This window comes from Serratia sp. NGAS9, assembly GCF_009905295.1.
Taxonomy (GTDB): Bacteria; Pseudomonadota; Gammaproteobacteria; order Enterobacterales; family Enterobacteriaceae; genus Serratia; species Serratia bockelmannii.
Genome location: NZ_CP047605.1, coordinates 4,137,995 through 4,152,999 on the forward strand (window position 1 = coordinate 4,137,995; position 15,005 = coordinate 4,152,999).

At 56.1% G+C, this 15,005-nt stretch carries 13 protein-coding genes; 6 read left to right on the top strand and 7 right to left on the bottom strand.

Annotated elements, in window-relative coordinates:
- Nucleotides 1-37: 37 nt before the first annotated feature.
- The 5 genes from tnpA to rppH form a co-directional block, all read right to left on the bottom strand.
- Nucleotides 38-496: an IS200/IS605-like element IS1541B family transposase gene (tnpA, locus tag GUC32_RS19720; RefSeq protein WP_141997679.1), complete on the bottom strand. Its 459-nt coding sequence runs from the start codon at nucleotides 494-496 to the stop codon at nucleotides 38-40.
- 188 nt (nucleotides 497-684) lie between these two features.
- Nucleotides 685-1,479 (bottom strand): thymidylate synthase, encoded by a 795-nt coding sequence (thyA, locus tag GUC32_RS19725; RefSeq protein WP_043139847.1) that lies wholly within the window; start codon nucleotides 1,477-1,479, stop codon nucleotides 685-687.
- Nucleotides 1,480-1,486: 7 nt separating this feature from the next.
- Nucleotides 1,487-2,359: a prolipoprotein diacylglyceryl transferase gene (lgt, locus tag GUC32_RS19730; protein WP_016929919.1), complete on the bottom strand. Its 873-nt coding sequence runs from the start codon at nucleotides 2,357-2,359 to the stop codon at nucleotides 1,487-1,489.
- 222 nt (nucleotides 2,360-2,581) lie between these two features.
- Nucleotides 2,582-4,828 carry a phosphoenolpyruvate--protein phosphotransferase gene (gene ptsP / locus GUC32_RS19735; protein WP_043139841.1) on the bottom strand — a complete coding sequence of 749 codons (2,247 nt, stop codon included), beginning with the start codon at nucleotides 4,826-4,828 and terminating at the stop codon, nucleotides 2,582-2,584.
- 12 nt (nucleotides 4,829-4,840) lie between these two features.
- Nucleotides 4,841-5,368 (bottom strand): RNA pyrophosphohydrolase, encoded by a 528-nt coding sequence (rppH, locus tag GUC32_RS19740; protein WP_004931849.1) that lies wholly within the window; start codon nucleotides 5,366-5,368, stop codon nucleotides 4,841-4,843.
- A 696-nt stretch (nucleotides 5,369-6,064) separates the two neighbouring features.
- On the opposite strand from rppH, the gene mutH reads away from it, so the two are divergent.
- The 4 genes from mutH to GUC32_RS19760 all read left to right on the top strand — a co-directional run bounded on the left by mutH (nucleotide 6,065) and on the right by GUC32_RS19760 (nucleotide 9,188).
- Entirely contained in the window at nucleotides 6,065-6,751 is a 687-nt protein-coding gene (gene mutH, locus GUC32_RS19745) for a DNA mismatch repair endonuclease MutH (protein WP_025304067.1), read from the top strand.
- 100 nt (nucleotides 6,752-6,851) lie between these two features.
- Entirely contained in the window at nucleotides 6,852-7,568 is a 717-nt protein-coding gene (locus GUC32_RS19750; RefSeq protein WP_141998872.1) for a TerC family protein, read from the top strand.
- Nucleotides 7,569-7,723: 155 nt separating this feature from the next.
- Nucleotides 7,724-7,942: a YgdI/YgdR family lipoprotein gene (locus GUC32_RS19755; RefSeq protein ID WP_016929923.1), complete on the top strand. Its 219-nt coding sequence runs from the start codon at nucleotides 7,724-7,726 to the stop codon at nucleotides 7,940-7,942.
- Nucleotides 7,943-8,147: 205 nt separating this feature from the next.
- Nucleotides 8,148-9,188, top strand: a complete 1,041-nt coding sequence (locus tag GUC32_RS19760) for an NADP(H)-dependent aldo-keto reductase (RefSeq protein WP_193402953.1) — start codon at nucleotides 8,148-8,150, stop codon at nucleotides 9,186-9,188.
- 33 nt (nucleotides 9,189-9,221) lie between these two features.
- Here GUC32_RS19760 and lplT read toward each other — a convergent pair whose 3' ends face one another.
- Nucleotides 9,222-10,406 (bottom strand): lysophospholipid transporter LplT, encoded by a 1,185-nt coding sequence (lplT, locus tag GUC32_RS19765; protein WP_043139832.1) that lies wholly within the window; start codon nucleotides 10,404-10,406, stop codon nucleotides 9,222-9,224.
- Complete coding sequence (aas, locus tag GUC32_RS19770; RefSeq protein WP_049206118.1) at nucleotides 10,406-12,559, bottom strand: bifunctional acyl-ACP--phospholipid O-acyltransferase/long-chain-fatty-acid--ACP ligase; 2,154 nt, start codon at nucleotides 12,557-12,559, stop codon at nucleotides 10,406-10,408. The genes lplT and aas overlap by 1 nt, the downstream gene beginning before the upstream one ends.
- A 929-nt stretch (nucleotides 12,560-13,488) precedes the next feature.
- Between aas and GUC32_RS19775 the strand changes: the two genes are divergently transcribed.
- Together GUC32_RS19775 and GUC32_RS19780 are read left to right on the top strand one after the other, a co-directional pair.
- Complete coding sequence (locus GUC32_RS19775; RefSeq protein WP_142105802.1) at nucleotides 13,489-14,178, top strand: hypothetical protein; 690 nt, start codon at nucleotides 13,489-13,491, stop codon at nucleotides 14,176-14,178.
- Between the two features lie 112 nt (nucleotides 14,179-14,290).
- On the top strand, nucleotides 14,291-15,001 hold the full coding sequence (locus GUC32_RS19780; RefSeq protein WP_167324571.1) for a fimbria/pilus periplasmic chaperone: 711 nt from the start codon (nucleotides 14,291-14,293) through the stop codon (nucleotides 14,999-15,001).
- Nucleotides 15,002-15,005 lie beyond the last annotated feature (4 nt).

Consider the following 15,005-nt stretch of genomic DNA (forward strand, 5'->3'; position numbering starts at 1 on the left):
AACAGGCGCATCGCGATCTGACATTTGCTTCTATCGGTTACTTACGACCCGTAAACGGGCTACCTGGATAGGGGATCGACAACTGCTCACCCATCTTATCCTCTTCCAGTTGGTGCTTTATGTATTCTTGTATCTTGGCTGTATTTTTACCCACCGTATCAACGTAATACCCTCGACACCAAAACTCCCTGTTACGGTATTTGAACTTCAAATCCCCAAACTGCTCATAAAGCATCAGGCTGCTCTTGCCCTTCAGATACCCCATAAACCCCGATACACTCATCTTGGGGGGAATTTCCAGAAGCATATGGATGTGATCCACACAACATTCCGCCTCCAGAATATTCACGCTTTTCCATTCACAAAGCTTTCTTAAGATACTGCCAATTGCTCTGCGCTTTTCCCCGTAGAACACCTGTCTTCGGTACTTCGGCGCAAATACTATGTGATATTTACAGTTCCAGCGCGTGTGCGCTAAGCTCTTTTCGTCCCTCATAGGGACCCCCTTTTGATTTCTTGTTGAACGTTCGCAGTTGCCAGACCGCAAACTGTTTTAACAAATCAAAAGGGGTCTTTATAACTGGCTCAAAGCTGAAAGCTTTACGGAACCCCCAGCCTAGCTGGGGGTTTTTGCATACAAAAAAGGGGCGCAATCGCTGCGCCCCTGGTGTGATGCGGTTAAGGTCAGATCGCGACCGGCGCCTTGATGGCCGGATGCGGATCGTAACCTTCGATCTCGAAGTCTTCGAAACGGTAATCGAACAGCGAAGCCGGCTTGCGTTTGATCACCAGTTTCGGCAACGGACGTGGTTCACGCGTCAGCTGCAGCCGCGTCTGTTCCATGTGGTTGCTGTACAGGTGGGTATCACCACCGGTCCAGACGAAATCACCCACTTCCAGATCGCACTGCTGCGCCATCATGTGCACCAACAGCGCATAGCTGGCGATGTTGAACGGCAGGCCCAGGAACACGTCGCAGGAACGCTGGTACAGCTGGCAAGAGAGCTTGCCGTCCGCCACGTAGAACTGGAAGAACGCGTGGCACGGCGCCAGCGCCATCTGGTCCAGCTCACCGACGTTCCAGGCGGAAACGATGATGCGGCGCGAATCCGGATCCTGCTTCAGCTGTTGGAGCACGTTGCTCAGTTGATCGATCTGACGACCATCCGCCGCCCCCCAGGCGCGCCACTGCTTGCCGTACACCGGGCCGAGATCGCCGTTTTCATCGGCCCACTCGTCCCAAATGGTGACCTTGTTGTCACGCAGGTAGGCGGTGTTGGTATCGCCGTTCAGGAACCACAACAGCTCATGAATGATCGAACGCAGATGACATTTTTTGGTGGTCACCAACGGGAAGCCTTCCTGCAAATTGAAACGCATCTGGTGGCCGAAAATCGACAACGTGCCAGTGCCGGTACGGTCGGCTTTAGGAGTGCCCTCGGCGAGCACCTTGTTCATCAAATCCAGATACTGTTTCATTTGTCCCTCACGACAGTTGTTGCTGCGGGCGACGACGGTACGCCCAAATCATCATAATAATACCGGCCACCACCATCGGGATGGACAGGATCTGCCCCATGCTGATCACGCCGTCGAACAGGCCAAGCTGGGCATCCGGCTGGCGGAACGCTTCGACGATGATGCGGAATGCGCCATAACCGATCAGGAACAGGCCCGATACGGCACCCATCGGCCGCGGCTTGCGGATGAACAGGTTCAGAATGATAAACAGCACCACGCCTTCCAGCAGCAGTTCATACAGCTGGGACGGGTGACGCGGCAGCACGCCGTACTGGTTCAGCAGCGGCAGCAGAGAAGGATCGGCGGCGGCGAGCGCCACGTCTTCGCTGCGCGAGCTTGGGAACAGCATCGCCCAAGGGGTGTCGGTAGTCACGCGGCCCCACAGTTCACCGTTGATGAAGTTGCCGAGGCGGCCGGCGCCCAAACCGAACGGGATCAATGGCGCGATAAAATCGGAAACCTGGAAGAAGGTGCGTTTGGTGCGACGAGCGAACCAGAACATCACCAGAATCACCCCCATCAAACCGCCGTGGAACGACATGCCGCCATCCCAGACCTTGAACAGATAGAGCGGGTTATCCAGGAACAACGGCAGGTTGTAGAACAGCACATAGCCCACGCGGCCGCCGACGAATACGCCCAGGAAACCGGCATAGAGCAGGTTTTCCACTTCGTCTTTGGTCCAGCCGCTGCCCGGCTTGTTGGCGCGGCGCACCGCCAGCCACATGGCAAAAACGAAGCCGACCAGATACATCAGGCCGTACCAATGCAAAGAAACCGGGCCAATGGAGAAAATGACCGGATCAAATTTAGGAAACGCCAGATAGCTATTGCTCATCTATCACCACAACATGTCTGTTATTTTTCCCCATGCGGGGGCGGCAGGTGCCAAACGGCGACGGACATTACCTCGCGCCTTGCAAACGGCAGCATTGGCCGCTGCGGTTTGCAAGACGACGAACATGCGTCGCGCTGAGGTTGCGCATCATAACATAGGCTTAGCGCGGTCCGGGCCGGCAGCGCGGGAAAAGTTCTGTAAAAAAATCACATCGCGCGGCGATTATCTGCCGCCGCGAATCAACCCGCCCATGCCGCGTCGCTCCATAAACGCCGCCACCAAATGGCGCACTTCCGTGGTCATTTGGGTGTTCAACACCCGGAGCGCCAACACTTCCGCGTCGGCAAGGTCGATATGTCGCAGCAGGTATTTGATGCGCGCCACGCTGCGGCCGTTCATGCTCAGATTGCGATAGCCCATGCCCACCAGCAACAGCGCGCCCATCGGATCGCCGGCCAGTTCACCGCACAGGCTAAGCTGCAGCCCGGCCGCTTTCCCCTGTTCGGCGATCAGCTTCAGCACCTGCAGCATCGCGGGATGCAGGCTGTCGTACAGCGAGGCTACCCGCGTGTTGTTGCGATCCACCGCCAGCAGGTACTGGGTCAAATCGTTGGTGCCTACCGAGATGAAGTCGACGCGCCCGGCCAAATGCGGGATCAGGAAAATCATCGACGGCACTTCCAGCATCACGCCGATTTTCGGTTTCGGGATCGCGTAGCCAAGCACCTCTTCCACCTCGCGCCCGGCGCGGTCAATCAGGCGCTTGGCCTCATCGACCTCTTCCAGGCTGGTGACCATCGGCAGCAAAATGCCCAGGTTGCCGGTGCCGGCATTGGCGCGCAGCATGGCGCGCACCTGTATCAAAAAGATCTCCGGCTGGTCCAGAGTGATGCGAATGCCGCGCCAGCCCAGGCAGGGATTTTCTTCGCTGATCGGCATGTAGGGCAGTTGCTTGTCGGCGCCGATGTCTAGCGTGCGCAACGTGACCGGTTTGTTGGGGTAAAGCTGCAACATACCTTGATACTGCGCGACCTGTTCTTCTTCGGAAGGGAAACCGCTTTGCAACATGAACGGAATTTCAGTGCGGTACAATCCCACGCCGTCCACCCGGCCGCCCAACAGCTGTTCATGTTCCGGGCTGAGGCCGGCGTTCAACATCACCTGAACGCGTTCGCCGCTTTTCAACTGCGCCGGCTGTTCGACGTCGTCTTCCGCCAGCTTGCTCAGTTCCTGTTCTTCGCTGATCAGCCGTTGGTATTCCTGCACCAGCACCGGCTCAGGATCGACCAGCAGTTCGCCGCGATACCCATCAACGATCAGCAGCCGCTGGCTGAGCAGAGAAGGCTGGATGTCGGCGCCCATCACCGTCGGCACGCCCATCGCCCGCACCAAAATCGCCGCATGCGAGTTGGCGGCGCCGTCGCGCACCACCACGCCGACCAGGCGATCCTGCGGCACTTCGGCCAGCAATGTCGCGGTCAGTTCATCCGCCACCAGCACAAAACGCGCCGGCCACTGGGTGGCGCCCTGAGTGGTGTCGTCAAGGTGGAACAGCAGGCGCTGGCCCAGCGCGCGCAGGTCGCTGCCGCGCTCGCGCATGTAGGTGTCCTGCAGTTTGGCAAACTGCTCGGCAAAAGCTTCTATCACCTGTTTCACCGCCCATTCCGCCACCGAACCGTTGTCGATTTCGGCGAACAGTTCGCGCTTGAGGCGGGCATCGTTTAACAGGTGAGAATAAAGATCGAAGATCGCCGCGCTCTCTTTTTGCGAACTGGCGGCAAAACGCTTGCTGAAGCGGCGAAATTCAGCGCCGGCCTCTTCCAAGGCCAACGTCAGGCGTTCGCGCTCGCTGGCGGTGTCCAGCGTCGACGCGCGGTAAACCTGATCGAGCGAAGGCTGGCTGCTGTCCTGCCACCCTTCCGCCACCGCCACGCCGGGCGAGGCCGCCAGCGCGCGCACGCGCGTTTGGCGGTACTGGCCGAAAATGGCGTTGAGCTGTGACTGTGACAGGATCCCGGCCATCTGCGTGGCCAGAGTGACCATGAAAGACTCTTCGCTTTCGTCGAACTGGCGCAGCTCGCGCTGCTGCACCACCAGCACGCCCAGCAGCTGGCGCCGGTGAATGATCGGCACCCCGAGGAAGGATCGAAAACGATCCTCTTTCACCTGCGGAACGTATTTGAAACTGGGGTGGCTTTGGGCATCGGCCAGGTTGATAGGCTCGGCCCGGCGGCCGACCAACCCGACGACGCCTTCGTCAAACGCCAATGCGATAGTGCGCCCGCGCGGCTTTTTCAGCCCGCGCGTGGCCATCAGGTAATAACAGCGGCGATCGTTGTCCGCCAGGTAGATGGAACACACTTCGGTATCCATCGCCAGACAGGTTTCATTGACCAGCAGATCCAGCGCATCCGTCAGACTGGCCGCCGCGGCCACCTTCTCTACAATTTCTCGCAAGCGCGTGAGCATAGTCGGCTTAACTTAACCTCTCTTTCGGCGATAAGCGGGGGCCTGCCGAGGTGCCGCCTGCTCTTGCATCGGCATCACGGTCACGGCGAATTCTTTCATCACCCGGCGGTAGACGTCGCGTTTAAACGACACCACCTGGCGCACCGGATACCAGAAGCTCACCCAGCGCCAACCGTCGAACTCCGGCGTGCTGCTGCGCTGCATATTGATATCAGCGTCATTGCACAGTAGCTGCAACAAAAACCATTTTTGCTTTTGGCCGATACAAACCGGCTTTGTGTCCCAACGCACCAAACGTTTCGGCAATTTATAGCGCAACCAGTTGCGGGTCGAAGCCAGGATGCGCACATCCTTTTTACTCAGCCCCACTTCTTCGAACAGCTCACGGTACATCGCCTGCTCCGCAGTTTCGCCAGGGTTAATCCCACCTTGGGGAAACTGCCAGGAGTGCTGACCGTAACGGCGGGCCCATAAGACCTGCCCCTGACGATTACAGATTACGATACCAACATTCGGGCGGTAGCCATCATCATCGATCACCGGACTACCTCGATAAGCTTAAATTCGCATAGATGTCCTGATTGTTTCACACAAGCTACAGGCGGTAAACCACTGCTTTACGGCGCTGCGGGCCGGATAACATTGGGATAACTCACAGATATAGGCAAAGTTATAAACATACCCCAGCCTTTTAAGCCGGTTTTATTCACTTTTTCTGTGGATAGGTGTGTGCAGAACTCGAGGGATAAGCCGGTAAAACTCTCACACCCTCAAATATCCCCTCATACCGAAAAACACACATTTACTTTAAAAACATACAATTAACCAACAACGCGCAATGATGAACAGGTCAAAAATGTGATCTATGCACGGTAAGGATCTTACCCTGGCGAAAGATCCACCAACGCCGTTTTTATCCACAGATTATGCGGGCAAGTTACGCACAAAACGGACAAATTCGTAAAAAACCGCCTGAGTCAAGGCTGTAAATTGAACCAGTGATCGGCAAAAATTTGGGTTATCCCATAAATCTGTGGATAAATAGGTGTAAGATCCTGTTTATTGTCGGTGGCTTCAGGTGAACAAGCCCCGTGAGTGTATTGTCGACCACGTAAGGAAAGAAAAAAAGTCATGTAAAATCATGCTACTATTATTCTTTTCCCCAGGCGACAGCGGTTATCGCTCGCCGTGTATAATTGCAGTACATTTTTCAACCAAATTCGACAGGCTTAATTTATGGCATTTTTATCCCCTTTGCCGCCCCCGCCGGAAAATGAACGGCAGCTGTTCGAGCGCGCTCAGGCGCTGGCCGGCTTCAGCTTTGGTGAACTGGCCGCCCGTGCGCAATTGCCGATCCCCAAGGATCTGAAACGCGATAAGGGTTGGGTGGGCATGCTGCTGGAGCTGTATCTCGGCGCCATGGCCGGCAGCAAACCGGAACAGGATTTTCCCGAGCTGGGCATTGAGCTGAAAACCATTCCTGTCGACGCCGCCGGCAAACCGCTGGAAACCACGTTTGTCTGCGTCGCCCCGCTCACCGGCAACAGCGGCGTCACCTGGGCCAGCAGCCACGTTCGCCACAAGCTGGCGCGCGTGTTATGGATACCGGTAGAAGGCGAACGGCAGATCCCGCTAGCCCAGCGCCGCGTCGGTTCGCCGCTGCTGTGGAGCCCGAGCGCGGCAGAAGAAGAGAGGTTGCGCCGCGATTGGGAAGAACTGATGGATCTGATCGTGCTCGGTCACGTAGAACGCATCACCGCGCGCCACGGCGAAGTGCTGCAACTGCGCCCCAAAGCGGCCAACAACAAGGCGCTCACCGAAGCCATCGGCGAACAGGGGCAACCTATCATGACGCTGCCGCGCGGTTTCTATCTGAAAAAGGGTTTTACCGGCGCGCTGCTGGCAAGACATTTCTCAATCTAGGCGATTTCGTTTAACTCTGGTTTAGCTAACCCTGTCAGCGCCGCGATAAACGCGTATAATTCACACTTTGCATTTATTTAGTATTAAGGTGTGTCGGGCAATGTTCGAATGGATTATGGATCCCAATGCCTGGTTAGCGTTAGGTACGCTAACCATTCTTGAGATCGTACTGGGTATTGATAACATCATTTTTCTGTCGCTGGTGGTAGCCAAGCTGCCCAAAGCGCAACAGAACAAAGCTCGCCGGCTCGGGCTGGCCGCCGCCATGATTATGCGTCTGGCGCTGCTGGCCTCTATCGCCTGGGTGATCCGCTTGACGCACCCGCTGTTCACCGTGCTGGATCACTCTATTTCCGCCCGCGATTTGATCCTGCTGCTGGGGGGATTGTTCCTGATCTGGAAAGCCAGCAAAGAGATCCACGAAACCATCGAGGGGTCGGAAGAAGAGCACCACACCAAGGTGCACAGCTTCTTCGGCGCGATCGTGCAAATCATGCTGTTGGATATCATCTTCAGTCTGGACTCGGTGATTACCGCCGTGGGCCTCTCCGACCATCTGTTCATCATGATGGCGGCGGTGGTGATCGCCGTCGGCGTGATGATGTTCGCCGCCCGGCCGATCGGCGAGTTCGTCAGCCGTCATCCATCGGTAAAAATGCTGGCGCTGGCGTTCCTGATCCTGGTGGGCTTCACGCTGATGCTGGAAAGCTTCCAGGTGCACGTGCCGAAAGGCTACATCTACTTCGCCATGTTCTTCTCCATGTCGGTAGAGGCGCTCAATCTGATGCGCAGCAAGAAAAACCGTTCGCCGGAATAACCCTACGCGGAGGCCGCCATAGGCGGCTTCCGCCGTTTCGTTGCCCCCTCATTTCACTTTTTCTTATCAGATAAAGACTTATCTGAAACGCCCCCGGCCAAGAGTTTGCTAATCTTGAAAGAACATTGTTTTCTGCATAATCGAGGATCCGCAGGATGAAAAAGTGGGTAATGGCAGTGTCTGCGCTGGTGATGGCCGCCGGTTTGGCGGGATGTTCCAGCGACTACGTCATGGCGACCAAAGACGGCAACATGATCCTGACGCAAGGCAAACCAGAGATCGACACAGACACCGGACTCATCAGTTATAAAGATGAGAAAGGCAACCACCGCCAGATCAACGGCGACCAGGTTTCCCAGGTTATCGAACGCTAATCACCGCTCGCCGGCTATCGCCCGCTCGAGCGCGGTAGCCCTCATTCGTGTCCGCACGGAATCCGCTTCCCCCATCTTCACCGCTTGGTTATAGTCAGGAAAGGCGACATCGCCGCCCGACGGACTTTGCGCCGTCTTCTGAATTGGGCTCCTGTTTCACCGGGCCGCACGGCCCGTCAGCGCTAACAAGAAAGGAAGGCCGTTAATGCAATACCACCGTATTCCCCACAGTTCTTTAGAAGTGAGCGTGCTGGGACTGGGCACCATGACCTTTGGCGAACAGAACAGCGAAGCCGACGCCCATGCGCAACTGGACTATGCATTGGCCGCAGGCGTGAACCTGATAGACACCGCCGAACTGTACCCGGTACCGCCCCGCCCGGAAACCCAGGGCCTGACCGAAAGCTATATCGGCAGTTGGATCAAAGCGCGCGGCAATCGCGAAAAAATCGTCCTGGCCAGCAAAGTCTCGGGCCCGGTGCGCGGCACCGACAGCAGTATCCGCCCGCAGCAGGCGCTCGATCGCAAAAACATCCGCGCCGCGCTGGACGCCAGCCTCAAGCGGCTGAATACCGATTATCTCGATCTTTACCAATTGCACTGGCCGCAGCGCGCCACCAACTGCTTTGGCAAACTCAACTATCAATACACTGACGACAAAGCTACGGTCACGCTGTTGGAAACGCTGGAGGCGCTGACCGAGCAGGTGCGCACCGGTAAAATTCGCTATATCGGGGTTTCCAACGAAACACCCTGGGGCGTGATGCGCTATCTGCAGCTGGCGGAGAAACACGAACTGCCGCGCATCGTGTCGATCCAAAACCCGTACAGCCTGCTGAACCGCAGCTTTGAGATTGGCCTGGCCGAAATCAGCCAGCACGAAGGGGTAGAACTGCTGGCCTATTCCAGCCTGGCGTTCGGTACGCTGAGCGGTAAATACCTCAACGGCGCTAAACCGGCCGGTGCGCGCAATACGCTGTTCACCCGCTTCAATCGTTATTCAGGGCAGCAAACCCAGCTGGCGATCGCCGAATACGTGGCGCTGGCCAAAAAACACGGGCTGGACCCTTCGCAGATGGCGCTGGCCTTCGTGCGTCAGCAGCCGTTCGTCGCCAGCACCCTGTTGGGCGCCACCTCGGTGGAGCAGTTGAAAATCAACCTCGACAGCCTCGACGTGATTCTGGATGAGGACGTGCTGCAGGCGCTCGAAGAAATCCACACCCGGTTTACCATTCCGGCACCTTAATACCCTGAGGGCGCAGCCAGGCTGCGCCCCGTTTCACCGCCGCTGCGACCACCACAACGCGCAAATCGCCAGCGCAAACACCACGCCAAATCCTACGCCGACGCCCACTACCGGCACGCCCAGCTTCACGACCAAAGAATACAGGCCCAGCATCAGCAACATGGCGGCGTTTTCACCCAGGTTTTGCACCGCGATCGCATTGCCGGCGCCGACCGAATGTTTGCCCCGCTCCTGCAGCAACGCATTGAGCGGTACGACGAAGAAGCCTCCCAGCATGCCGATGATCGCCAGCAAGACGTAGGCATTGAGCATGGTCGTTTGCAGCGCAAATACCGCGACCGCGACGCCGATCAGGATCCCGGCCGGCATACAGCGTTTCACCGTCTTCAGCGTGACGAAGCGCGCGGCGGCACCCGCGCCCACCACGATGCCGACGGCCACCATGGCGTTCAGCAGCGTCGGCGTGGCGTTATCGGCGATACCCAGCGCCACCGGCACCCATAGCACCAGCAGAAAACGCAGCGTCACGCCGGCCCCCCAAAACAGGCTGGTGCCAATCAAGGAGAAACGCGTCTGCCCATCGCGCCACAGCGTAACGCAGGCGGTAAAGAAACTGTTCGTCATGGCCCGCGGCCGCCATGAAGCCCCCGGGCGCGCCGCCGCCAGACGCGGAATATACAGGTTGGCGACCACTGCCCCCGCGTAAACCAAGGCGCAGGCCGCCAGCGCCGCGACCACATGCCAGTCCGCCAGAATACCGCCGGCCACCGAACCGGTCAGAATGGCCGCGATGGTCGAGGCCTCGATCAGGCCGTTAGCCTTGACCAGTTTCTCGCCGCTGGTGATCTCGCCCAGAATGCCGTATTTGGCCGGTGAATATGCGGCGGCCCCCACGCCGACCAGGCTGTAACCCAGGAACGGGTTCCCCCCAAAACAGATCACCAACGCTCCCGCCAATTTTAGGGCGTTGGCGAACATCATCACCCGCCCTTTGGCAAAGCTGTCGGCGATCTGCCCGACGAATGGAGCCAGAATGATATAGGTGGCGACAAAGGCCATCTGCAGGATCGGCTGGCTCCAGTCTGGATACAGCTGCTGCTTGATCAACGCCAGCGTGGCGAACAGCAATGCATTGTCGCCGAACGCCGAGAGGAACTGCGCGCTGATCACCGCGATCATGCCGCGTGACAACAAAGGGGATTCGGTCGAAGGATTCATCAGGCACTCTCCGGCTGTTCGGCCATATGACGCAGGGTGACGAAATCGGGTTTGCCGCTGCCGAGCACCGGCAGCGTTTTCAACAGGCGAATATCGCGCGGCACCGCCAGCTCCGGGCTGCCCAGCTCGCGCGCCACCCGCAGCAATGCCTCGCGGGTAATGGCGGGATCGGTGGTGAACAGCACCAACGCCTCCCCCTTGCTGCTGTCGCTTTTGACCGTGGCGGCATGCAGCTTTTCCGGCGACAGCCGTTGCGCCAGCAGTTCGACGCTCTCGAGCGACACCATCTCACCCGCCAGCTTGGCGAAGCGTTTCACGCGGCCGCGAATGGTGCAGTAACCCTGCTCATCCAGGCTGACGATATCACCGGTGTCATACCAGCCCGGCTGCAACACGCCGTTCGCATCTTCCGCCGCCGGCGGTTCCAGCTCACCGGGGCGTTCAACCCGCAGATAACCTTTCATGATATTCGGCCCCTTCAGCTGCAGACGGCCGCCGTTATCGATGCCCGGCACCGCGATCAGACGTGCCTCCATCTGCGGCATGATGCGGCCGACGGTGCCCACCTTGGTCGCCAGCGGCACGTTGATCGAGACCACCGGCGCGCACTCGGTCACGCCATAGCCTTCCAGAATGCGGATGCCGTATTTGTCCTGATAGATCTGTTTGGTGCTGTCCGCCAGTTTCTCCGCGCCGGCCACGACATAGCGCAGGCGGGCAAAATCATACGGATGCGCGAAGCGCGCATAGTTGTTAAGGAAGGTCGCCGTGCCGAACAGCACCGTGCAGTTACGGTCATACACCAGCTCCGGCACCACGCGATAGTGCAGCGGGCTGGGGTAGAGGAAAATGCGGCTGCCGGTGAGCAGCGGCGTAAGCAGCCCCACCGTCAGGCCGAACGAATGGAACAGCGGCAGCGACGACATGAAGCGGTCGCGCGGCGTGAAATCGGCGATGGTGCGAATTTGTTCTACGTTGGCCAGCAAGCTGGCGTGCGAATGCACCACGCCCTTGGGGTGGCCTTCAGATCCAGACGTGAACAGGATCAGCGCCGCGTCCTCCGGACGTTGCGGCAACGCCGCGCGCTGCGGCTGCAGCAAGTGACGCAGGATCCACAGCTTATCCGCCAGCGTGACAGTGTCTTTCAGATCTTCCAGATACACCCAGTTAGCCTGCGGCACCTGTTCCGGCAGGTGGGTCAGCTTGCCCTTCTCCAGAAACTGGCGCGAGGTGACGATGGTCTTGATACCGGCGGCCGTCATCGCGCTGTTCAGGCCCTTGGCGCCGGCGGTGTAGTTGAGCATCGCCGGAATGCGATTGCGCAGCGAAGCGCCGAAGATCGCCGCCGCGGTGATAGTGGCGTTCGGCAACAGCAGCCCGACGTGTTCCCCTTCGGCGGTAAAGCGTTGCAGAATGCGGCTGACACCCAGCGATTTTTTGATCAGCGTCTGGTAGCTGTCTTCTTTGAAAGCGATGTCTTCGATACATGGTTTTCGGCGCCCATAGCGGTGCTGCGCCGCCAGCAAGGCATGGAACAGCGTCTGCGGTTCGCGCGTGTCCATCCGCGCCCGCATCATAATCTGCATCAGCCGATCGCCCGCCAACGCCCGGCGATCGCGCGCACGCGGCGCCTCCGGCATCGGCAGCGTGGTCGGCGGCAAGATGCGAATGTTGATTTGCGGGAACCAGCGGATCTTGAACACCCCAGCCATACGGCCGAACGGGCTGAATTCGGGGCCGTCGATCCGCACCGGCACCACGGTGGCGCCCGATTTGGCGGCGATAAACGCCGCGCCGTCGTAGATTTTCATCAGCGCGCCGGTCACGGTGATGCGCCCTTCAGGGAACACCACGATCGGCCGTCCCTGTTCGACCATCCGCACCAGCTGCTTGATGGCCATCGGCTTGGTAGGATCGAGCGAGACAAAATCGATGTAAGGCCGCAGCCAGCGCATAAACCAGCTCTCGCCGATGCTGGCGTAAACCGCAAACACCGGTTTTATCGGCAGGAATAGCGCCAACAGCACGCCGTCGAGGAAAGAGACGTGGTTCGGCGTAATCAGTAATTTTTGCCGTTCGAAGTGCTGGACGTCCCCTTCGACCCGAACCCGAAACAACAGGCGAAACAGCGCGCGCAGCAGTGAAAAGATCATGCCCTTCTCCCTTGGCCATGGAGGCGTAAATCGTTGTAGGGAAAAGAATACTATATGGCAGGCAAAAAAAAACCTACGCATCCGCGTAGGTTGGTGCAATTGAAAATGGCTTCAACATACAGAGTATGCTGATTTCTCACCAATCAATACCTCTGGGATCACCTACTCTAGAGAGATGTCGTGCAGGAAACTACCGCCGAATCGCAAGAGTTCTGCTCCAAATGCAACCAGCTGTAAATTTCCCGCGTTCTGTTGTAATAACTCAATGAAACTTAAATAATCCTCACGACGGAAAGATCAATAATGATGCGTCATCCGCAGGAAGCGAGTGAGGGGAGCAAAAAGACCATGCGCATATGCAGGTAAGTGCAGCACATGAGGGTTCGGCCTAATCGAGACTGAAGCAGATCCTTTAATCCCTCTTGTATCATCCACGCTAAAGAAATCAATTACGAAAACTATTTTCAAACGCAAGAGCCAAGTTAGACGTGATATCCAACGTGTCATTTTGATCAACGTATGCAATGCGTTTTCTTGCTTTTCAAGCACGGTAACAATAAAAAGACAAAGTCAAAAAGCGCTAGCTAACAACAGAGCCACCTCCAGACCTTGCTGTTATCGTGATCTCACGGCAAAAGTGCGCGCCGAGGATAATTAATTATTAATAATTAAAAAAACCGCAAGCAATAAAACCTATGCACTAACAACCAAACAGAATTAATAATTAAAATTGAATAATAAAAACCAATAAATCAGAATATAAATCTATTTTGATGTAAATTTTTAGCAGAATATTGCAAGAATTGAGATTGAAAAATAAAATAACCCTGCATTGAATCGCTAGTAAAAAATTGCGACATCCTTGCTTTATATTTTCAAGCAATACGACTTGTATTTATTTAGTGGCATATTCTCAGAAGGAAACCTGAATGAAGAAATATTTATTTTTAGCCCTGCTACCTCTGTCGTGCACGAGCGTACTGGCCGCAAAAACAGCCAGTACGTCTGTAGATTTCTCCGGAGAAATTTACAATAACACCAGCTGCAGTATTGCTGCCAACACCAATAGCATTGATCTTGGCCGCCATTCCAGCGAAGCTTTTGATAAAGTAAATCCTGTCCAGTTGGAAGGCAACGGCATGGGCAGCATCCCGTTCAGCGTAAACTGCACGGCACCGACCAGCATGGGCATTGAAGTTACCAGCGCCAGCGGCGATGCCGATTATCAATATATGGACAGAAGCTTCACCGCATCGCTGGCAAAAGACGCCAGCAATAAAGATATCGCCGTGCTGGGCCTTGCACTGTCAGATATCGCTATGGATGGTGAAACCGTGCGTGCGGCGCTGATTCCTGAAGGCGATGATATTTTCGATTTAACCAATGTAACTGACGGTGCAGATCACGAACAGGCTATGTTCTCTGTTGCCTCAGGTAATCGCTTTGCGGTCACATCAGATGCTAATTACGACAACATGGCGATCGGCCAGAATCTGAGCGGCACATTCAACTACCGTTCATTCCTTACCCCGCTTAGCTACATTGATGATAAAAGCATCCAAATGCAAGATAGCATTGCATTGCAAGCTTCTGTGAATCTTTCGGTTCACTACCTGTAATCACCAGGTGGGGACACTTCGCTGCCCCCACTTATTTCAGCCTCTTTGTTTGGCAAAATACCTTAACGTCCTTTGACTAGAGTTCGTTATTCTCCGCTATTCAGGAAATAAAATGAAAGGTCTCATCCATTATCTCACCGCAATATTTATATTGCTTACTCCATTTTATGGCCAAGCAACCATTAAACTGGAAAAAATAAGCCTCTTGGTCAATCAAGAGAAAGGAGAGACAACGGTAAGAGTCGATAATATCGGTAATTATCCTGTATTGCTATTCTCATCCGTTGTTAAAAATGCATTAAGCAAGCAAGGAGAAGATCCCTTATTCATTCTTTCTCCGCCAGCCGCGCGTATTGATCCGGGTAAATCTCAGCTGGTACGCGTCATGCTTGCCGATCCCCCGGGACTTGATAAAACCCGTCAGCAAATGCGCCATATCTATTTCCAGGAAATTCCCGATATGGGAGAAAAAAGCAACCAGCTTAAGGTGAATACTCGGCATCGGGTCGTCGCTATCGCCACACCCTCCGCGCTGGTGGAAAACAAATCTCCCTGGCAAACCTTGCATTGGCAACAAAATGGGCATTCTATACAAGTCAAAAATCTCAGCCCTTACGTTATCAGGTTAGCCCCTTCCATCACCGTACAACCCAGTAACCAGCAGTTTGTTTTAGAACAACCTTATTTGCTGCCTGGGCAAACGATCGGTACACGTAAGAGCGATAGGCTTACCAGCCCCCCCTCCCGTTTGCACTTCACGCCAATCAGTAACACGGGGCGCGCCATACCCGATATCACGGTCAACCTTGCCCCAATCCAGTGAGGCA